General features: G+C 57.7%; 17 protein-coding genes and 1 pseudogene. 14 read left to right on the plus strand and 4 right to left on the minus strand.

Translation table 11 applies throughout. The features are described 5' to 3' along the window. Positions 1-4: 4 nt before the first annotated feature. The 12 genes and pseudogenes from B9Z49_RS15800 to B9Z49_RS15855 all read left to right on the plus strand — a co-directional run bounded on the left by B9Z49_RS15800 (position 5) and on the right by B9Z49_RS15855 (position 13683). Complete coding sequence (locus tag B9Z49_RS15800) at positions 5-1654, plus strand: aryl-sulfate sulfotransferase (RefSeq protein ID WP_108354404.1); 1650 nt, start codon at positions 5-7, stop codon at positions 1652-1654. Further along, on the plus strand, positions 1651-2109 hold the full coding sequence (locus B9Z49_RS15805) for a tripartite tricarboxylate transporter TctB family protein (RefSeq protein ID WP_108354405.1): 459 nt from the start codon (positions 1651-1653) through the stop codon (positions 2107-2109). Before B9Z49_RS15800 ends, B9Z49_RS15805 begins: the two co-directional genes overlap by 4 nt. Before the next feature lie 12 nt (positions 2110-2121). After that, a complete protein-coding gene (locus B9Z49_RS15810) occupies positions 2122-3624 on the plus strand; it encodes a tripartite tricarboxylate transporter permease (protein WP_108354406.1) in 1503 nt (500 codons plus the stop codon). A gap of 31 nt (positions 3625-3655) precedes the next feature. Continuing rightward, the gene (locus B9Z49_RS15815; protein WP_108354407.1) at positions 3656-4621 is read left to right on the plus strand and encodes a tripartite tricarboxylate transporter substrate-binding protein; all 966 of its coding nucleotides are present in this window, start codon (positions 3656-3658) and stop codon (positions 4619-4621) included. Positions 4622-4655: 34 nt separating this feature from the next. Then, the gene (locus B9Z49_RS15820) at positions 4656-5426 is read left to right on the plus strand and encodes a sulfite exporter TauE/SafE family protein (protein ID WP_108354408.1); all 771 of its coding nucleotides are present in this window, start codon (positions 4656-4658) and stop codon (positions 5424-5426) included. A 17-nt stretch (positions 5427-5443) separates the two neighbouring features. Continuing rightward, positions 5444-6920, plus strand: a pseudogene (locus B9Z49_RS15825) (NAD-dependent succinate-semialdehyde dehydrogenase). Positions 6921-7052: 132 nt separating this feature from the next. Next, on the plus strand, positions 7053-8150 hold the full coding sequence (locus B9Z49_RS15830; protein ID WP_108354409.1) for a porin: 1098 nt from the start codon (positions 7053-7055) through the stop codon (positions 8148-8150). A gap of 7 nt (positions 8151-8157) precedes the next feature. Further along, positions 8158-8913, plus strand: coding sequence for an SDR family NAD(P)-dependent oxidoreductase (locus B9Z49_RS15835; protein ID WP_108354410.1), 756 nt, complete (start codon positions 8158-8160; stop codon positions 8911-8913). Positions 8914-8919: 6 nt separating this feature from the next. Beyond that, positions 8920-10491 carry a sulfatase-like hydrolase/transferase gene (locus B9Z49_RS15840; RefSeq protein WP_108354411.1) on the plus strand — a complete coding sequence of 524 codons (1572 nt, stop codon included), beginning with the start codon at positions 8920-8922 and terminating at the stop codon, positions 10489-10491. A gap of 145 nt (positions 10492-10636) precedes the next feature. Beyond that, a complete protein-coding gene (locus tag B9Z49_RS15845; protein WP_108354412.1) occupies positions 10637-12091 on the plus strand; it encodes an aldehyde dehydrogenase family protein in 1455 nt (484 codons plus the stop codon). A gap of 18 nt (positions 12092-12109) precedes the next feature. After that, entirely contained in the window at positions 12110-12556 is a 447-nt protein-coding gene (locus tag B9Z49_RS15850) for a VOC family protein (protein WP_108354413.1), read from the plus strand. 290 nt (positions 12557-12846) lie between these two features. Further along, on the plus strand, positions 12847-13683 hold the full coding sequence (locus tag B9Z49_RS15855; protein WP_233254665.1) for a tripartite tricarboxylate transporter substrate binding protein: 837 nt from the start codon (positions 12847-12849) through the stop codon (positions 13681-13683). A gap of 10 nt (positions 13684-13693) precedes the next feature. Here the strand turns inward: B9Z49_RS15855 and B9Z49_RS15860 are convergent, their stop codons facing one another. After that, positions 13694-14626 (minus strand): LysR family transcriptional regulator, encoded by a 933-nt coding sequence (locus B9Z49_RS15860; protein ID WP_108354473.1) that lies wholly within the window; start codon positions 14624-14626, stop codon positions 13694-13696. Positions 14627-14877: 251 nt separating this feature from the next. On the opposite strand from B9Z49_RS15860, the gene B9Z49_RS15865 reads away from it, so the two are divergent. Next, positions 14878-16452, plus strand: a complete 1575-nt coding sequence (locus B9Z49_RS15865) for an FAD-dependent monooxygenase (RefSeq protein WP_233254657.1) — start codon at positions 14878-14880, stop codon at positions 16450-16452. A gap of 251 nt (positions 16453-16703) precedes the next feature. Here B9Z49_RS15865 and B9Z49_RS15870 read toward each other — a convergent pair whose 3' ends face one another. Together B9Z49_RS15870 and B9Z49_RS15875 are read right to left on the minus strand one after the other, a co-directional pair. After that, positions 16704-17561: a DUF6671 family protein gene (locus tag B9Z49_RS15870; RefSeq protein WP_108354416.1), complete on the minus strand. Its 858-nt coding sequence runs from the start codon at positions 17559-17561 to the stop codon at positions 16704-16706. Further along, positions 17558-18565: a sodium-dependent bicarbonate transport family permease gene (locus B9Z49_RS15875; protein ID WP_108354417.1), complete on the minus strand. Its 1008-nt coding sequence runs from the start codon at positions 18563-18565 to the stop codon at positions 17558-17560. The genes B9Z49_RS15870 and B9Z49_RS15875 overlap by 4 nt, the downstream gene beginning before the upstream one ends. An 83-nt stretch (positions 18566-18648) precedes the next feature. Between B9Z49_RS15875 and B9Z49_RS15880 the strand changes: the two genes are divergently transcribed. Then, a complete protein-coding gene (locus B9Z49_RS15880) occupies positions 18649-19545 on the plus strand; it encodes a LysR family transcriptional regulator (protein WP_108354418.1) in 897 nt (298 codons plus the stop codon). A 15-nt stretch (positions 19546-19560) separates the two neighbouring features. On the opposite strand, the gene B9Z49_RS15885 is transcribed toward B9Z49_RS15880, so the two are convergent. Beyond that, positions 19561-20742, minus strand: coding sequence for an ATP-binding protein (locus B9Z49_RS15885; RefSeq protein WP_108354419.1), 1182 nt, complete (start codon positions 20740-20742; stop codon positions 19561-19563). Between the last annotated feature and the right edge of the window lie 215 nt (positions 20743-20957).

The following is a 20957-nucleotide window of genomic DNA, read 5'->3' on the forward strand; positions in this document are numbered from 1 at the left end:
GTCTATGGGCAACGCGCAGCCGACAACCGATGTGTTCCGACAAGAGCCCAGTGTGGTGCCGAATGCGGATCCGGTTGCGCCGATGGCCTTGGTGCTGTCAGTCGACGTGAACGTGGCCGGAACCCTGGAACTGATGGCGGAGTCTGAGGGGGTGTCACAGCGTTACCGCTGGCAGGTCGAGTCCGGCGTCAAGTCGCTGCCGGTTGTCGGTTTGAAGCCCGCTCGGTCATACCGCCTGGAAGTGTCACTGATTGACGCCCAAGGGCAGCGGTTTGCGGCAAAGCCACTGACTGTTCAGACACCCGCACCGCCCATCAGCAGCCTTGACTTTCCACCCTTGCGCGTGAACCGTGCGCAGCGAGACCGCATGGAGCCTGGACTGACGCTGTTGAGTGTGCGGCGACGTGCGCTTGGGCGATCACATCGCATGACAGCCGAGCAACGTCGGTTCACCACCGACTGGAGTCTGATCCTGGCGCTTGACGAGGACGGTGAGATCGTGTGGTTCTATCGCAGCCCTGCACGGATTTCAGGGGTAGCTGCTTTGGAAAACGGTCACCTGTTCTTTCACACGACGCGAAACAGCCCGACCGAGATCGACTGGCTGGGGCGCACACTGCGTTGCTGGGGTGCCGCCCTGGGGCCTGCCCCGATGCCACCTGGCGCTGTCCCTGTACAGGCAGTGACCTTGCACCACCAACCCGATGCGCTGCCCAACGGCAATTTCCTGTCGCTCAATGCCGTGCCGCGCCTTATCGAAAACTACTACACGAGCGAGACGGACGCTACCGCACCAAGGCGGTCGCAATGGGTGATGGGCGACGAAGTCATCGAGTTCACCCCGGAAGGTGAAGTGATTTGGCGCTGGAACTGCTTCGACCACCTCGATCCGTTCAAGATCGGCTACGACACATTCTGGTCATATTGGTGGGTACGCGGTTTTCCGGACCACTTGGACTGGACGCATGGCAACGGTGTGCACCACGATCCGCGTGATAACTCGGTGCTGCTGTCGCTGCGCAACCTCGATGCAGTGATCAAGATTGACCGATCGACAGGTCAGATCCGTTGGATTTTGGCGCGCGACATCGGCTGGTCAGAGCCGTTACGGGCCAAATTGCTGAGGCCCGTCGGTCCTGATTTCATCTTGCCAAGCCACCAGCACAATCCGCGTTTGACACCACAAGGGCACATCGTTGTCTTCAACAACAACGTCCACCAGGCGATTCCTTTCACAGGAGAGCGCGTCAAAAGTGCGTCAGAGTCAATGAGTCAGGCAGTGGTCTACGAAATTGACGAGGTCAAGCAAACTGCTCGCGTGGTTTTTTCTACGCCGACAGATGCTTCCGAGGGCGCGGTGAGCTTCGCCATGGGCGACGCCCATGTTCTGCCACGCACAGGCAACGTGCTGGTGGACTTCTCGCTGTGCTATCCCGGCCTGAACATCGAAACCTTTGATGCGAACGACCTGACGCGGGTCTACCCCGACGATCTTCCGTCAACGCCTCGCATCCGGGAGTACGCCATCGACGACCCGCAGAACCCCGTTTTTGACGTCGAGGTTGTCCCGCTACACGATTTGGTGCAAATGGAAGTTTTCGGGGTGGCTCGGGTTGCCATTCCAGATCAAGCGCTGCAAGAGGGACAGGTATGAAAATAAAGAGCGAAGTCGACTTCTGGTCGGGTGTGGTTTTCATCGTGGTGGGTTTGGCGTTTGCGATCGGTGCCACTGAATATCGATTTGGCACATCGGCAAGGCCCGGGCCTGGATATTTTCCGGTTGGGCTTGGACTGCTGCTGGCCACGGTGGGCGTTATCGAGTTGATCGGCGCTCTGGGCCGTGAACGCAATGAGGATGACCGCATCACGTCACCCATTTGGCGGCCCATTTTGGTCATCGTCGCTGCAGTGCTGGGAGCCGGTTTCCTCTTGCCGCGCGTCGGCATGTTGATCACCCTGCCGTTCGTCATCGTACTCACTTGCTTTGCTACGAGCGACTTCAAATTACGTGAGGCGTTTGGCTTGGCGGCAGTCCTCACCTTAGGCAGTTGGTTGCTCTTTGTCGTTGGGCTGGAGCTGCGTATTCCCATCATGCCAAGCAAAATATAAAGAGACGAGAAGATGGACCTGTTTTCCAACTTGGCAACCGGATTCGGAGTTGCGCTGACCTTGCAGAATCTGGCCTTCGCGCTAGGCGGTGTTTTTATCGGAACCCTCATAGGCGTTCTGCCAGGATTGGGGCCTGTGCCTGCCATCGCGATGCTTTTGCCGTCGATCTACACACTGGATCCGACGGCCGCGCTGATCATGCTGGCAGGCGTCTATTACGGTGCACAGTACGGCGGCTCGACCACGGCCATCCTGATCAACCTACCCGGAGAATCGAGCTCAATCGTCACGGCCATTGATGGGTATCAGATGGCACGCAAGGGGCGGGCTGGCGCTGCGCTGGCGGCGGCTGGACTTGGCTCATTCTTTGCAGGTTGCGTGGGTACCTTGGTGTTGGCGGCTTTTGCACCAGCACTGGCAGGGATTGCATTTGCCTTTGGTCCTGCGGAATACGCTGCGTTGATGCTGCTTGGTTTGATCGGTGCCGTTGTGCTGGCTTCTGGAGCAGTCATGAAGGCTGTTGGTATGGTGCTTCTAGGTCTCTTGCTTGGCCAGATCAACACCGATCCCTTGTCAGGTGTCGAGCGCTTTAGCTTTGGCATTCCAGAGTTGACCGACGGTCTTGGGTTCGTCGCAGTCGCTATGGGTCTTTTCGGCTTTGGCGAAATCATCGGCAACCTGAATCGCCCCCCTGAATCGCGTGAAGTCTTTACACGTGACGTCAAAAACTTATGGCCAACACGTGAGGACTTTCGGCAAGCGATGCCTGCTGTTTTGCGGGGTACGGCACTCGGCTCCTTGCTGGGTGTCCTACCCGGTGGTGGTGCCATCCTGGCGTCGTTTGTTTCTTATACGCTGGAAAAACGGGTCTCCAAGACACCCGAGCGATTTGGACACGGTGCCATTGAGGGCGTGGCCGGACCTGAAAGTGCAAACAATGCGGCGGCACAAACCTCCTTCATCCCGATGCTGACGCTGGGTATACCACCCAACCCCGTGATGGCATTGATGATTGGCGCGATGGTGGTCATGGGCATCACACCAGGCCCCAAGGTCATGGTTGAAAACCCCGACTTGTTCTGGGGTCTCATTGCTTCGATGTGGATCGGCAACTTGATGTTGATCATCCTCAACCTGCCGTTCATCGGCATTTGGGTGAAGCTCCTGACGGTGCCTTATCGGTTCTTGTTTCCATCGATCGTTTGTTTTTGCGTGATTGGCCTGTACACGCTGTCGAACAATAACTTCGATATCTACCTCGCTGGCGTGTTTGCCGTCATTGGCTTTGCATTCATCAAACTCCGGTGCGAAGCTGGCCCCTTGTTGCTGGGCATGGTGCTTGGGCCGATGCTCGAGGAGAACCTGCGCAGAACGCTTCTTGTTTCACGTGGGGATTGGAGCGTGCTCCTGACCCGTCCGATCTCTGGCACCTTGATCGCAATCGCTGTCGTGATGTTGGTCGCCGCATTGTTGCCCGCAATAAGAAAAAGGCGAGACAACGCCTTCCGTGATTAACCCCCTCACAAACATCAAAGGAGTTCAATTTATGAAGAATTTTTTCGCATCGATGGCCATTGTGTTGACTGGCGCAATGACCGCGATTCCGAATATGGCTCTGGCACAAAACCGTATCTTCGTCGGTACCGTTGCCGGTTCTGATCTGGACGGGCTTGCGCGTCGCGTGGCGGAAGTATTGGCTGCTTCTGATGGATCACGCTGGATCGTTGAGAACCGCCCCGGATCTGGCGGGGCCCTCGGATTCGATGCGATCAAGAGCGCGCCAGCAGACGGTACGACACTGCTGATGGCCCCATCGGGTGCAATGACCTTGACGCCCCACACACGTGGCAACCTCAAGTACTCTTTGGCAGACGTGGCACCAGTTTCCCGCGTTGCCGGATTCGATGTGGCCTACATCGTGAGCGCCAAGGTTCCGGCGACAACGCTGAAGGCCTACATCGACTGGGTCAAGCAAGACAACGCCCGCGCTGTGTTCGCCACCCCCCAGTTTGGCGGCATCCCGCACATGTTCGGCATCAAGTTGGGGCGCGCAGCCGGTGTCCCACTTGACAATGTGGCCTACCGCGGTGGTGGATCGCAGTTGATCACCGATGTGGTTGGTGGACACTTGTTGGCGGCCTCGTCGGGCGTTGCTGAGTGGTTGCGCGAACATCAAGCTGGAACGGTGCGCATATTGGCGACCAGCGGTACGAAAAGAGCCCCCCAACTGCCCAATGTGCCGACATTTCAAGAGCTCGGCTACAAAGACTTGGTGGCCTCAATTTCCTACATCTTGATGGCCCCTGCACAAACACCCAAGGCGATGATCGATGGCATAGCTGCCCGCGTGAACAAGGGACTTACCGACGCCAAATTGCGCGACGCTTTGACAGCGCAGGGTTTTGTGGTTGACGGTACAGCAGCCCCAGCAACGGTGGCAGCGGAGTTGAGGGCAGAGCACAAATATTGGGGTGACTTGGTTAAGGATACCGGCTTCAAGATGCCGAATTGACGAGCACGACTGAGCGCATCTGAGGCCACCGACGATGGAGTTGTTATCAGCCATGGTGTTCGGGGCTTGCGCGGGTGCTCTGATGTACTTGTCTGGTGTTGGGGGCGGCGTTGTCGTCGTGCCCATTCTGGTTGGGCTGTTTGGAATGTCCTTGCCAGTTGCGGTTGGCACGGCCAGTGCCTTCTCGTTTGTTTACAAGATCGGTGCGGGATTGAGCCACCAACGTGCCGGCAACGTGGCTTGGCCATTGTTGCGGACATTTCTGAAAGCGGCGTTAGGGGTGTGCCTCCTGTGCTCTGTATTGGTGGTTTGGGTCATGGGCCAATCAGGGGTTTTGGCCACAGTGGTGAATGGCTCGCTCAAGCTGGCGATATTTGTCGCAGGCGTATTGGCCCTGGTGTCCCTTCACTCACAAAATTTGAGTCGCGTCCTGCAAAGACTCGGGCTTGCCCCATTGGCGTGCGCCACCGGTGCGCTTGTCGGTGCGACAGGTACGGGAGGCGGCATCTTGGTCTCACCCGCGTTGATGGCCACCAGCGGCGAATCGGCGCAACGCGTGGTCGGCACTTCACTGGTCATCGGCCTCGCTCTTTCGGCCTGCACGGGGGTGGTTTTTGGCATGAGTGGCAGCATCGATACGACCCATCTGGGCGCCATGCTCCTGGGTGCCTTGGTGTCCATGCCGATCGCCAAGTTTGGCTTTAAGAGATTGAGCGCGCAAGACATTCGCCGGTTGACCTCTGCGGCGATCGTGGTGGCCCTAGCGTTGATGATGGCGTCGGTCTGGCGCAGCGCATTTTCCTGAAGAAAGAATTCGATCCCATGCAGTCCACGCCCTTGACTCGACCGCCCTTTGTCGCGGGATCGGTCCCCGAGTACCGTACGCCAGAGCTTCTGATCAACGGCCGATGGCGTTCTGGACGGGGTGCATTGCGCATCGCGGTTTGCAATCCGGCGACAGAAGAACCATTGGGTGATTTTTCTTCTGCCAGTACCGAGGATTTGGCAGAAGCTTTGGCTGCATCTGAGCTTGGCTTCGCAGCCTGGCGCCAACGGCCAGCCCGCGAACGCGCCGAAATTTTGGAGCGGGGTGTGGCGCGCATGCTGGAGCGACTGGAGACCATCGCCATCTGGCTCACTCTGGAACAGGGCAAGACCCTGGCCGAGTCGCGACAGGAAGTGCAAGTCGCCGCAGAGATGATCAAGTGGTATGCCGAGGAGTCACGCCGCGTGTATGGCCGACTGGCATCTTCGCGCTTGGTCGGTGCGCACCATGGAGGTGCGCAAGTACCCGGTTGGGCCGGTGTTGGCCCTTTCACCCTGGAACTACCCGGTGATATTGACGGCCCGCAAGATCGGTGGGGCGTTGGCGGCCGGATGCTCGGTGATCGTCAAGGCTGCCGAGGAAACACCTGCGGCCGTGGCCGCCATGGTGGATGGTCTCCAGGCTGAGCTGCCGCCTGGCGTCCTTCAACTTGTATATGGAAATCCAGTTGAAATATCAGAAACCTTGATTGCCAGTCCGGTCATTCGCAAGGTGTCCTTCACCGGTTCTGTGGGTGTGGGCCGAACACTGGCACGGCAGTGCGCTGAAGGATTCAAGCGGACCACGATGGAGCTGGGTGGGCATGCGCCCGTCATCGTGTGGGCCGATGCTGACCTTGACCGATTCGTACCCATGCTGGTGGGGCACAAGTTTCGCAACGCAGGACAGGCCTGTCTGGCACCCACACGTTTCCTGGTGCACAAGTCTATTGAACGTGAGTTCTGCGACCGCTTTGTTACCGAGGCCCAAGCCTTGAAGCTGGGTAACGGCATGAATCCAGCAGTGCAAATGGGGCCCATGGTCAACGCGCGCCGTAAGGCCGCCATGGCACCACTGGTGGCCGATGCACTGGCACATGGCGCCGAAATGGCCTGTGGAGGTGCGATGGGTGGTCTGGGGCACTTCCATGCACCGACTGTGCTGCGCAATGTGCCGCCCACGGCGCGGATCATGTCGGAGGAGCCCTTCGGGCCTCTGGCACCCATCACAGGATTCAACACCCTCGAGGAGGCGCTGGTCATTGCCAACCACAACCCGTATGGCCTGGCGGCTTATCTGTTCACCGACAGCAGGCGCATTGCCAATGTTGTAACTGAGCAACTGGAAGTAGGCGCCATCGCCATCAACAACGTCATGGTGTCTACGCCAGAAGCGCCCTTCGGCGGACTCAAGGACAGCGGCATCGGCAGCGAGAGCGGCATGGAAGGCATGGCGTCCTTCTTGGAGACACGCACTGTCCACGCGGCCCATTGAGCGTGGTCGAACAGCAATTAGGGTAAGTCCCAGCAGCAGATCATGCAGTATCTATTTGAGAAACGCCGTATTTTTTATAGAATCATCTAGACCTTGACTGAAGCCAACCTACAAACCCCATAGGAGAACACGATGAACAGTTCCAGCCTTTCCCGAGCTGCAGCGGCCATGCTTGCCATGACGGCATTGGGCGCGCAAGCGCAAGTGACCATTTCCGGCGCTATTGATACAAGCCTCGAATTCGTGAACACAGGGGATCCCGGCGGAAAGACAACCCAATTGGGGACAGGAACCGTCACGGGCAGCCGAATCGTTTTCTCAGCGCGCGAGGACATGGGCGGTGGACTTTCAGCCTTTACCCGGCTTGATATGGGCATCCGCACCGATTCAGGCGACATGCTGCCAGGTGCTAATGCCAATTTTGGTCGCACATCCATCGTAGGCATCGAAAGCCGTGAGTGGGGTCAACTGGCGTTGGGCCGCACGGGTACACCGCTCATTCCGATGCTGAACCAGACGGATTACGGGGGCATTGGCTATTACGGAAACAACGGCAGCATCAGTCAAAACATCATCGGCCGTGCGAGCAATGGCATTTACTACATGTCACCGGATATGCGTGGGCTTACGTTGCGTGCTGTGGTCACAGCAGGACTTGAGAACGCCACAGCGCCACAAGATCAGGGACGCATGATGGGCCTGGGTGCCTACTATCGCACAGGCAAATTGAATCTCGCCGCAGCCTATCAAAGCAGCAAAGAGAGAACCGGAACGGGCGCAAACCTCGCTGTAGATGATCAAACTGAGATGGGGCTCGGTGGTCGTTACGACTATGGCTGGGTGACGGTAAACGCCGGATGGTACAAGATCCACCAAGTCACACCGGCAGCTTCTCGTGATCGGGCCATTCCCAGTAACAACACCACGTCTTATTGGCTTGGCGCCGTGTTTCCCGTGGGAAAAGCAGGCAGGCTGGGCATGCAGATGGGTGAAACCAAAGGCGATCTGAAGGTCGCTGGTTTGCCTGAACCCAAGGGCACAACGATGGCGGCTTACTACAGCCACAGCCTTTCAAAGCGTACAAGCCTTTACGTCAACTATGGCCGCATCGACAACAATGCGGGCTCAATGCTCAGTTTGATTCCAGCTGCTTATTTTGCACGCGTGCGTCCTGCGGTCAAGGGCTCAGACCCAAGTGCATTCGCTGCGGGCATCGTTCACAACTTTTGACAAAACCATGAAATTAGCAGGACGTACCGCACTGGTGACTGGTGGCGCAACAGGTTTGGGCCGTGCATTCGTGCAGCGTCTGCTGGCTGATGGGGCGCGTGTTGTCATTGGTGACCTGCGCGGCGCCGATGTCGCCGCAGCAGAAGAGGACAGCACAGGCACGCGCTGTTTTGGCGTAACGATGGACGTGACCGATGAGGCTTCAGTCGCTGACGCGGTCAAGGCCATCGAAGCTCGCTTTGCTGGTGTGGATATCCTCGTCAACAACGCTGCGCTCTTTTCAACACTGGTGAACCGTCCTTTTGAGGAGTATTCCAGTGACGAATGGATGCAGGTCATGCGCGTGAACACGCTTGGCCCCTTCATCTGCGCCAAGGCTGTGGCACCACACATGAAGGGCCAGCAATGGGGCCGGATCATCAACGTGGCCTCCACATCGGCACTCAAGGGCCTGTCGAACATGGCCCACTATGTGACCAGCAAAGGTGCAGTCATCACTTTCACACGCGTGCTGGCACGTGAACTGGGTGCCTGGAACATCACGGCCAACGCACTGGCGCCGGGTTTGACGCTCTCGGACCAGATACTCAAAAATGATGACCATATGGCGAAGTTTGGCGAGGCCATTCGAAAGTCGCGCTCGATCCAACGCGATGCGTTGCCCGCCGACTTGGTAGGCACAGTGAGCTTTCTTGCAAGCGACGACGCCGCTTTCATGACTGGGCAGACGCTCTGCGTCGAGGGTGGTGCCATCTTTGTGTAAGTTCCCATGACCCAAGCACCACTGCGCAACTTGCTGTTCGTGATGAGCGACCAGTTGCGCTGGGACCACTTGGCCTGCAATGGCCACCCCAGCATCAGAACCCCCAACCTGGATGAACTGGCGGCTCGCAGCGTCAGATTCGACGCCGCATTTGTGCAGGCAGGCGTGTGTGGCCCGTCACGCATGTCTTATTACACCGGCCGCTACGTGGGCTCACACGGGGTGACCTGGAATCGTGTGCCGTTGCCCGTGGAGCAGCCTACCCTGGGTGACTACCTGGCGGGTGCGGGTCGACAGCTGCACTTGATTGGCAAGACACATGTCATTGCAGACACGGCGGGCATGCAACGCTTGGGCATGACGCCGGGCTCACCAGCTTGGTTGCACCATGCCAGCGGTGGCTTTGTGGAGATTGACCGCATCGAGGGCCATGGGCCGCCAGACGCCAAGAGCGGCTATGCTGACTATTTGCGTGCCCACGGCTACAAGGGCGATGACCCATGGACCGAACATGTGGTGGGCGCGGATGGACTCGATGGTGAAACTGCCAGCGGCTGGTTTTTGCGTAACCTGCACTTGCCCGCACGCGTGGCCGAGGAACACTCTGAGACAGCCTATGTCACCGGATGTGCCCTGAACTATTTGGCTGAGCAAGGACAAAAACCTTGGGCGCTGCACCTGTCCTATGTGAAGCCGCATTGGCCCTACTTGGCCCCTGCACCCTACCACCAGCGCTATGGCCCGCAGGACATGCTGCCAGTAAAAAAGCGGGCGAGTGAATTGATCGACCCACACCCGGTGGTGGCGGCCTATATGCAGATGGAAGAGTCACAGACTTTTGCGCGGGATGAGGTCGTACGCCAGGTTCGGCCGGTTTACATGGGCCTGATCGAGCAGCTCGACCACCACATCGGCCGTGTCATCCAGGCCTTGAAAGACAACGGGCAGCTCGAACACACCCTCATCGTCTTCACCAACGACCATGGCGACTTCGGTGGTGACCACCATCTGGGAGAAAAGGACCTGTTCCATGATCAGGTCATTCGATCGCCACTGATGGTGTTTGATCCACGTCCGCAGGCCGACGCCACCCGGGGTCATCGTGTGACAGCATTTGCCGAGTCCGTGGACGTGGTGCCTACCGCGCTGGACGCACTGCAGATCCGACCAGAGCTGGACCGGACTCAGGGGCGTTCTCTGATGCCCTGGATTCATGGCAACAGTCCGACAGACTGGCGTGACTGCGTTTTCGCGGAGATCGATTATTCGTTCCGCCGCGCCCGTCTGCTGCTCAATCGTCAGCCTGGAGAATGCCGCGGTTGGATGGTTCGCGAGAGGCAATGGAAGTACGTGCGTTGGCAAGGTTTCACGCCGCAACTTTTCAACCTGGGAGACGATCCGGACGAATATGTGGACTTGGGGAAAGACCCACGCTGTGCGGCTGAGCGCCAGCGTCTGGACGAACGTCTGCACGCTTGGCTCAACGATCAACATCCACGCTTGACCATGGGCGATGACGAGGTCGCGCAACGAACTGATCGTGCCAAGGAGCACGGTATCTATTACGGAACCTGGTGATGTTGGATGACCCCCTGATCATCAAATACACCTCAAAGGTCCTGAAATGAAGGCCGAATTCATCAGCGCTATCACCATCCAATGTTGGGTCGGAACGACGCCGATCTGGCCGTGAACTTAATCGAGAATCCAAGGAGTCAAAAAAGTGGAACGAGCAAAGAATTATTTGGACGGCATGTGGTCCGTCGGCACAGGACAACCCGGCATCTGCATCAACCCGGCCAATGGCGAACACGCTGCCCAATACAGCGAGGCATCACTTGACGATGCCTTGACGGCCATCGGTGCGGCTCGCCAAGCCTTCGACCATGGCGCTTGGTCGCGCAGCCCGCGCCTGCGTGAGGCGGTGTTGCTGGAGTTTGCGGCCAACCTGCAAGCGCGCGCGCCCGAGATCGAGCGTTGGCTGGTGACACTGAATGGCAAGCTGACACGCGAAGCGCGTGGCGAAATCGCTACCGCCGTGTCTGAACTGCGCTTTTATGCGGGTTTGGCGCGCAACCTGTGGGGGCGTGTGGCCGAGATCGACAACGGGTGCTATTCGCAGCTCAGCCGTGAACCTGCTGGCGTGGCTGGCATCATCGTTCCATGGAATGCGCCGGTGATTCTGCTCATTCGATCTCTGGCGCCAGCCTTGGCTGCAGGTTGCACGGTGGTGATTAAGGCAGCACACCAGACCGCCCTGGTGAACCAACTGACGCTGGAGTGTCTGACCTCCATCGCAGGACTGCCTTCAGGCGTGGTGTGTTCGTTCACAGAGTCAGGTGCGGATATCGGGCGCGCCATCAGCCAGTCCCCGCATATCGACGTCATCAGCTTCACAGGCTCTTCTGCTACTGGCAAAAAAATTGCCGCTGATGCGTCGGGTACGCTGAAACGTCTGTCGCTGGAACTCGGCGGAAAGGCGCCAGCCATCGTGTTGCCCGACGCCCCGCTGGTGTCGACCTTGACCGGTTTGGTCGCTGGCGCCCTGCCCATGGCTGGACAGCAATGCACAGCCATTGCGCGGGTGCTCGTCCACGAGAGCCGATTCGATGAGACCGCCGCAGCGCTGGCCGAACGTTTGAACAGCCTGGTGATCGGGCCTGGGCATGAGCCCAACTCGCAATTGGGTCCTTTGATTGACCACGCCAACCGTGACCGCCTAGCCCGTTTGGCAGCCGAGGCTTCGCAACACGGAAAAGTCTGGCTACAGGGCGGTGTCCCGACTGGCCCCCTGAGCCAGGGCGCGTTCGTCTCGCCCACGCTGGTGGAGGTGTCTGACCTGTCTTCCAAGTACATCCAGGAGGAGCTCTTCGGGCCAGTTCTGGTGATCGAGCGCTACCGCGATCAGGCCGATGCGATTGCGCGCGCCAACGCCACACGCTATGGCTTGGCCGCCAGCGTATGGACGAGCGATCGCGCCGCTGGGCAGGCCATGGCGCGAGAACTGAAATCGGGCACCGTCTGGATGAACACCCACAACAAACTCTTCCCCGAGGCCGAGACCGGCGGCTTCCGGGAAAGTGGCTATGGCCGCTTGCATGGCGTGGAAGGACTGAACGATTTCCTCAGTACCAAGCACGTTTACTGGGAAAGCCAACCCATCGGCGTGGTGCGTTGATTGATTTGAAGGAAAACCATGGCTGTTCTTCGCACGATCCACACGGGGCTCACGGTTCATGATCTGGAGCAAATGCTCGCCTTCTTCAGTCAATGCCTGAACGCCCAAGCGGGCGAAATTCGGCAGATACCGGTTGGCGACACGTTGGGGCACATCACAGGCGTTGAAGGCGCGCAGGCCCGTGTGGCCATGGTGACGCTTGCGGGCGGGCATGTGGTGGAGTTGCTGGAATACAGCGCACCTGAAAGTGCGACGTCCATGGCACCTCGACCTTGCGACATCGGCGGTGCGCATCTGGCGCTGGAGGTGGAGTCCGTGTCTGAAACGACGCAGGCGTTTGAGCGGTTCGGATTTGCCGTTGCCGGTCAAATCCTGACCCTGCCTGGCGGACCATTTGCCGGCAGGTGCGTGACCTATGTTCGAGATCAGCATGGCTTCACGCTTGAGTTGATTGGTGGTCGTTGAAAAGCATCAGTTTTGATCATGAAATCATGAACAGCTTACGTTTGATGAATGGGTAGACCTCAACTCAAATCTCGATTGAACAAGCTTTGAAAGCTGACTTGGATAGGACAGCTGAAACAAAAATAGGAGACCTCATGACCTGCGAAATTCCAAAAAACAGCCGCCGATCGATCCTGATGGCAAGCGCATTGATGTGCAGCGTTTTACCGATGTCCGTTGGCGCACAAAATTGGCCAGACAAGCCAATCAAAATTGTCGTGCCTGCACCCGGAGGATCAGCCGTGGAAGTGATGGCGCGTTTGCTCAGCGACAAACTCCAAGCTCGCACCGGGCAGCCTGTGATGGTGGATACAAGGCCTGGTGCGGATGGCGGGATCGCTGCAGTGGCTGTGAAATCGGCGACCGATGGCCACACATTCTTGCTTGGCAATGCCGGCATCATGACCATCAACCCGCACTTCAATGCACGCCTTCCGTACGACCCGGTGAAGGACTTCATGCCGGTGTCCATGCTCGTCAACAACGTGGTGGTGATGACCGTATCCCCCGCATTGGGCGTGAACAGCGTGAAAGAATTGATCGCGCTGTCCAAGCAACAGCCCGGCCGCATCAACTATGCGAGTGTTGGCGGGCGCGGCGGCGTACCGTTTCTTTCTGGACAACTTTTGCGTCAGCGCGCAGGCGCCGATCTGACCTGGATCGGCTATGCATCAGAAGCACAGGCTCGCACCGACCTGATGGGTGGGCAGATTCAGGTGATGTTCGATGTTTTGGCCTCAACTTTGCCGCTGGTTCAGGCGGGCAAGTTGAAGATCATTGCCGTGACCGGAACACAACGCGCGCCACAACTGCCCGACGTGCCGACACTCATAGAGGCCACAGGGGCCGGAGTTGAAGGCGTCGGCTGGTTGGCCTTGTTTGCACCGACAGGCACTCCTGAGACTGCAGTGAACGCAATGAACCAGCATTTGCGAGCGATTCTGGCCATGCCCGATGTTCGCGAACGCTTGAACGTGCTGGGCATGGAGCCGGTCCCCGGCTCACCTCAGGCATTGGCACGTACCCAACGTGACGACTTCGTCAAGTGGGAGCGATTGATCCAGGATCAGAAAATTCTGCCCCAGTGACCTTGCCTGTTTACTTGCGGGTGGTTTGTCTTTTTGGGGCAGGCGCAGCCAACTTGGCTGCTGTAGCTTTGAGGCGCGCCGTGAACTCCAAAGATGTGGACTTGGCCTGGGTGCCTCTGCGTGTGACGAGGTAGAGATCCAGGTTGACGACAGGTGCAGTGAGCATGCTGATTTGTAAACCATGACGTTTGCACTCCTCAATGGCAAACGAAGGGATGATGGCGTGACCCAATCCGGCGCGAACCATGGCAATCACAGTGCCAATGAAGTTCACCACTTGACGCTGTTCGCCGCCTCCCCCGATTTGGGCCAGATGGGCTTCCACCAACGATTGGATGGGGTTGTCAGCAGGAAGTCCAATCAACGGCAGATCACGAAGGCCAGTCCAGGGGCGAGATGACAGGTGAGTGCTGGGGTTTGACGCCGGTGGACTGATGCACATCAGTCGAAAGCGGCACAGAGGCTGCCGTAAAAGTCCAACGGCAGGCTTGACGAAGAAGCCCAGACCAATATCGGCATCACCATCTAAAACGCGCTGGCGTACAGCATGGACATCGACATCCGCAATTGTGATGTCCACTTGTGCATTCGACTTGGTGAACTCGCGAACGATCTCAGGCAAAAGGCTCATGGACACCATGGGCGTTGCTGCAACCTTCAGGCGGGAACGATTGGCCGATTCGGTTCCTTGGATTGCCGAACGCAGGTCCCGCAATTCCTGAACGATGCGCTGTGCCACAGGCAGGAGTTCGCGACCGGAATCGGTGAGCGTCACCGACCTCGGATTGCGGTCGAACAATCGGGCGCCAATTTGATCCTCCAATTCCTTGATCAACATGCTCATGCCCGACTGGGACATGGGGATGCACTCGGCAGCCTTTGAGATGCTGCGAAGACGAGCGACCTCCAGAAAAGCCAGCAACTGACGGCTGCTTAAATGCATGAGCTTTTCTGATGGATACATGAACAAGTTCAGTTTGAATGATTGAATGATGTCAAGTTTAATAGAGCCAGTTAAAAGGCCAATCGTCAGAATTGATTTGAGTTGGGTCTTTTAGTGAGGCGCAATGGTGGTTCGTCCACGTTGCTGAAAGTCAAAGTTTTTGCCGAAATAGGGCCAACGAAATGGGTGATGTAAAGATGATGGATACGACCGATGTAGTGATCGTGGGCGGAGGCCCCGTGGGTATGGGCATGGCCATTGACCTGGGGCAGCGCGGTGTTCGATGCGTTGTGGTGGAGCGTTATATTCAACCGCAGCCCATCCCCAAAGGTCAAAACCTGACCCAAAGAACGATGGAGCATTTCCAGGCATGGGGCGCTGAATCGCAACTTCGTGCGGCGCGAACGATTCCACCAGAGTACGGCATCGGTGGTTTGACGGCCTATGGGACGCTGTTAGGTGAGTACTCTTATGACTGGTTGCAGCGCGACCTTGTCAAGCCTTATTACCATGCAGCCAACGAGCGCTTACCTCAGTACGCAACAGAGGCCGTGCTGAGGAAACGTGCGGCTGAGTTACCCAAAATCGAGACGATCTATGGTTGGAGCGCCGTGTCCGTCGTACAGGATGATGATGGCGTCGAGCTTGTATTGACTGAACGTCAAGGCACTGGGCGACGCAAGTTACGAGCGAAATATGTGATCGGTTGTGATGGCAGTCGTTCGGTTGTACGCGAGCAGGTCGGAATAACGCAGACACGAACGGATCATGACCGTGTCATGGTGCTGCTGGTCTTTCGCTCGACAGAGTTGCATTCATTGCTTGAACGTTTTCCTGGCAAGTCTTATTACAACGTGCTTCATCCTGAACTCAAGGGTTACTGGAAATTTCTGGGTCGGGTTGATCTCGGCAAGACCTGGTTTTTCCATGCGCCGGTGCCACTTGGGACGACAGAAGACAATTTCGATTTCCACGCCTTCTTGCATGAGGCCATAGGCGCTGAGTTTGCAATTGAATTCGAACACATTGGTTTTTGGGATCTGCGATTCGCGGTCGCTGACAGCTATCGGGCAGGCCGCATTTTCATTGCGGGTGATGCTGCACACAGCCATCCGCCCTATGGCGGTTACGGCGTCAACTCTGGCTTTGAAGATGCACGCAATTTGGCCTGGAAGTTGGCAGCTGTAGTTCAGGGCCGTGCAGGGGATGCACTTCTCGATTCATACGAGGCTGAACGGCGACCCGTATTTTTGTCAACCGTGAACGATTTCATCGCGAAATCAATTGAACGGGACAGCCAGTTCATGAGTTCATTTGACCCTTCTGTCAATCGGACTGCTTTCGAATCGGAATGGCAGGCGCGAGCCAAAGGGGCAGTTGGTGAAGTCCACGCCTTTGAGCCGAACTACGAAGGTTCGCCGATCGTTTTGAATGGGAATAACGGCATCTGCAGCGCTGTCGGGTCACATCGCTTCGAAGCACGTACAGGGCATCATCTGCCACCTGCACCATTAACGGCCGGTGGGGATGTCTTCGGACATCTGGGCACAGATTTCACCTTGCTGTGCATTGGTACATCCGAAGAGAATGCGCGCGTGTTCAGTGAGGCTGCGGCTGCACTTTCGGTGCCTTTAAAAATGGTAGCGCTGACGTCCGGCCTGGGTGCTGACCGGTATGACGCCAAATGGGTTCTGGTCAGGCCAGACGATTTTGTCGCATGGACGAGCCAGGAAGAAGCCGTGTCGCCACAAACTGCAGCCTGGGTGTTGGCTCGGGCATCAGCCAATGCCAGCCCGGAGATGATGGTCAAGACAAGTGCTTATTGATCGGGCCCGGTGAAGTCTTGAGCAACATTCAAGGGATGGGGTTTTTTGTAGGAGCCCACCCCTGTGGGTGATGGCGTGCCTTGGCGGTGTGGATGAAATCGCCCACAAGGTGGGCTCCTACAAAAACAATACATCCGCATGGCCGAAAAAAACATGGGCCATTCAAACATCTACGGGCCGGATCAATAGCAGAGCGTTGCCCCATTCGCATTGTGCAGACACGATGGTTCAGTCATTTGTGATGACCACCATCATGGGTTGCAAAAATCACACCGGGCCGGATCAGCCCAAGGCTGGGCATTCACGGCACGTTGCCCTTCATGGCCGCATTTTTTGCAGCCCCATATTTCTGCTTTGGGCAAACGGGTCAAGCTGCCACACGCACGGCAAGGCAAACCCGGAATCTGCTGGCTGAGCCAGTACCCGGGAGAGTCACAGCTTGGGCAGGCTGAAAGCAATTTTTGAATGAGTTCTTCGGTGGCCTTGCGGATCATTTTTTGGCGAGTCGGGTTACAAAAAGCCCGCAGATCGTTTTCAGCAAACACCACGCCATTGGCAGACTTGGCTTGGGCCAGATGAAAGGCCTTGAGCAGCGAACTGTGATCATGGATGCCTTTGTCCATGTCGAGGTGCTCGGGGTGTTCGGGTCGCAGCACCAAAAGGTGTTCTGGAAACCCAGCCTCTGCGGCAAAGCGCTCCAGCTCTTGTAGGCTCGATACCATTCGGTGCAAGCTCAGGGCAGGGCCGTGAGCAAAGCTCGTTACTTCAATCCCTGACAAGCGATCTACCCACAACACGACTTCGGTGTTCCAGGGCATGAAGGCTCCAAATGGGTCTGGGCCAAACGCACCCTCGCTGGCCATGCCCACAGACGCGCCGGTCAGTGCCATGCCAATGCTGGACTTTTTTCTGGCCGCATCCAGCTGGGAGCCGGCGCGGGTCAGCTCTCGCGTGAAGGTGCCCAACTGGTCGGTGTCATAGCCATCGGTGTGCACCAGCTGACAGCCCAGGGCGGCTTCCAGGGGGCCGCGCACCAGGTCTTGTTTGCCATGTTGCGTCAGGATGGCAACTTGGCGACCTTGATAAAAAAGGGGCGGCGCTGTGCTCATGTCAGGACCATTTGAGCCACCGCCAAATAGACCGGGATGCCGAGCACGATGTTCAGCGGAAAGGTCAGCCCCAGGCTGAGCCCGAAATACAGCGCGGGTTTGGCCTCGGGCAAGGCGGTGCGCAGCACGGCGGGCACGGCAATGTATGAGGCGCTCGCGGCCAACACCATGAGCAAGGCCCCATCGCCTGCGCTCAGTTTCAAGGCGATAGCCAGGCCAAGGGCCAGCGCCGCATGCACGATGGGGCCGAGCACGGCATAGGCGATCAGCACAGGCGATTGGCCTTTGACCTGCGGCAGGTTGCGTGCAGCCATCAAGCCCATGTCGAGCAGGAAGAAGGCCAACATGCCCTTGAAGAGGTCCACCGAGAAGGGTGCCATCGCCTCTTTGCCCGCTTCGCCTGTGATCAGACCGATCACCATGGCCCCCAGCAGCAGCAACTGCGCGCCATCGGTGAAGGACTCGTGCAGGATCTTGCCCACCGACGCACCTTGAGGAGCGGTAGGCCCGCCCAGTGCGGCCACACCACCTGCTTGCAGCACCACACCCGAGGCCTGCTTTTGCCGCAGCGAATTGGCCAACACCACCGCCAGGATGATGGCGGGCGATTCCATCAGCGCCATGGCTGCAGCCATGTGTCCGCCATAAGGCACGCCCTGGTTTTCCAGTGTCTGCACTGCCGTTACAAAGGTCACCGCGCTCACCGAACCATAAGTGGCCGCCACCGCCGCTGCGTCAAAACCCGAGACAAAACGGCGCAGCAAGGCGTAACCGATGAGCGGAATGACGATGGCCAACAACACGGCGGCGGCCAGGCTGATGCCCACGCTGGCCGTCAGGCCCGATTGCGACAGCGCAAAACCGCCTTTGAGGCCCAGGGCCATCAACAGGTAGAGCGACAAAAAGCGGGAGATGGCGGGCGGTATTTCGAGGTTGGATTTGACGGTGCCGGCCAGCACGCCGAAGATGAAAAAGAGAATGGCGGGGTCGATCAGATTTTGCATAGGGTGTTCCTTGCGCCGATCATAAAAAAGGATGAAACACTTGTAAAATCGATTCTTCAACCCTTGAATATAGATAAAAGTCTATGAATGTCAGCTTCCGGCAATTGCGCCTTTTTCTGGCTTTGGCCGAAACTGGCAGCGTCAGCGCAGCGGCTAAAGTGATGCACGTCACCCAGCCCACGGCCTCGATGCAGCTCAAGGACATCAGCGAATCCGTGGGCTTGCCGCTGTACGAGTTGGTGGGTAAAAAACTCTACCTGACCGAGGTGGGCCAAGAGCTGGCGCAGACCGCACGCGCCGTGGCGCACACCTGGGACGCTTTTGAGCAAAACGTGGACGCCGTCAAGGGCTTGTCGCGCGGCAAGCTGCGGGTGGCGGTGGTGAGCACGGCCAAGTACTTCATGCCGCACCTGATCGGCAGCTTTTGCAAGCGCCACCCGGCCATTGACGTCTCGCTGGAAATCCTGAACCGCGATGGCGTGGTGCAACGCTTGCGTGACAACCTGGACGACCTGTACATCATGTCCATGCCCCCCAAAGACATGGACTTGGGCGACGAGGCCTTCATGCCGAATCCGATCGTGGTGATCGCACCGACTTCCGACCCCTTGGCCAAACGCAGCGCCGTGCCTTTGCAAGAATTGGCTCAACGCCGCTTCATCTTCCGCGAAAAAGGCTCAGGCACGCGCATGGCGGGCGACCAGTTTTTTCGGCAAATGAAGTTCCGCCCCGACGTGCGGCTGGAACTGGGCAGCAACGAGGCGATCAAGGAGTCGGTAGCGGGCGGCCTGGGCGTGGGCGTAGTCTCGCGTCATGCCCTGCATGGGCACCAAAAAGAAAATGGTGTGAGTGTGATCGACGTGCAGGGATTTCCTCTGCCCTCGGCCTGGCATATCGTCTACCCTGCCAGCAAAAAGCTCTCTCCGCTGGCGCTGGCGTTCAAGCAGCATGTGCTCCAACAAATAAGTCGGCGTAAATAACGGATTGGTGTGCCGCTATGAATTGGTGGGTACGGTGCGCAGCAGGTATTCGTGAAACAGGGGTACCGTGAAGGCTGTGTCGCCGTGGGTGGGGCTCCAGACGATGCCTTTGCGGATCAGGCTGGAGCGAACGGGCGCTTGTGTGCTGACCGTTTTCAGCAATTGATTGGCGATGTCCCCGGAGCGGTGTGGCCCAGGACCCAAGTCTGCCATGGCACGCAGATACCGGCGTTCACTGGGTGTGGTTCGTTCCAGCCGCACCTTGAAGAAACTTTCATCAAGTCCAGCGATGGTCAGTTGGGTTGCGGTCTTCACGACATCCAAAGTGATCGGACTGGTGGTGGCCACATCCCAGGTGTGTTTGCCCCACTCCTGCAAAAAATAGGGATAGCCTTGGGTTTTTTCCACAATGGCCAACGCTGCATCGTCGGTGTAGTGCACGCCCAGTTGTTGTGCCGGTTTGCGCAAGGCATCCATTGCGGCACTTGTGTTGAGTTTGTCGACTTGCGGGTATTCGAACAAGCGTTCTGAATACGACTTGGCTTCACCGGCCAGGGCCAGCAACTGTGGCAGGCCAGCCCCCACCAAAGTGATGGGCAAACGCAAGTGCGCGCAGCGGTGCAGCGCAGAGATCAGGGCAGCAAACTGACTTTCTTTGACATACTGAAGTTCGTCGATGAACATGACCATCACGGTGCCTGCGGCCTTGGCCGCTTCTCCGGTTTGAACCAACAGCGCAGTCAAGTCGGACTCCAGTTCGCCGTTATCGGCCAGACCGGGCTCAGGCGCGTAGTCAAAGCCCACTTCGATGTCGGCAAATTTAAGCTTTAGACCTTTGGCAAAACCCGCTAGTGCACGCAGGGCTCTTTGTGAAACTTCTTTGGCTGACTCGATGGTGCTCATGCGCAAGAGGGCCTTGCGCAATTCGGGCGCCAGCATCGCTGGCAAAGATTTGTTTTCAGGTGCTTCAATGCGCAAAGTCTGGATGCCTGTGCCCTCTGCGTCCAAGCGCATGCGGTCCAACAAAACCGTTTTTCCAACCCCTCGCAAACCCACCAAAATCAGACTTTTTGCTGAATTGCCGATGCGCAGTCGCTCTATGCAGATCCTGACCTTTTCGCGCAGTTCATTTCGACCGGCCAGCTCAGGCGGGGGCGTGCCTGCGCCGGGGTTGTACGGGTTGGTGATCGGATTCATTGATATGTATATTAGTAAAGTTATTGAAATTCTATAACATTTGTAATTTACTTATAAAACTCGTCGTGGGTCCAGATCTTCTTCAAACTTTATCCAACCCCGCCCACACGGCCCCAGCTTGCTCCCCGATCTGTGCCTTGCCCCCCATGAGCATGTGCTCAAGCAGATCAGTCGGCGTAAATGATGGCTACAGGGGGAGGTGAATGTGGGGTGCT

Source organism: Limnohabitans sp. 2KL-51 (genome assembly GCF_003063645.1).
In the GTDB taxonomy this organism is placed as follows: Bacteria; Pseudomonadota; Gammaproteobacteria; order Burkholderiales; family Burkholderiaceae_C; genus Limnohabitans_A.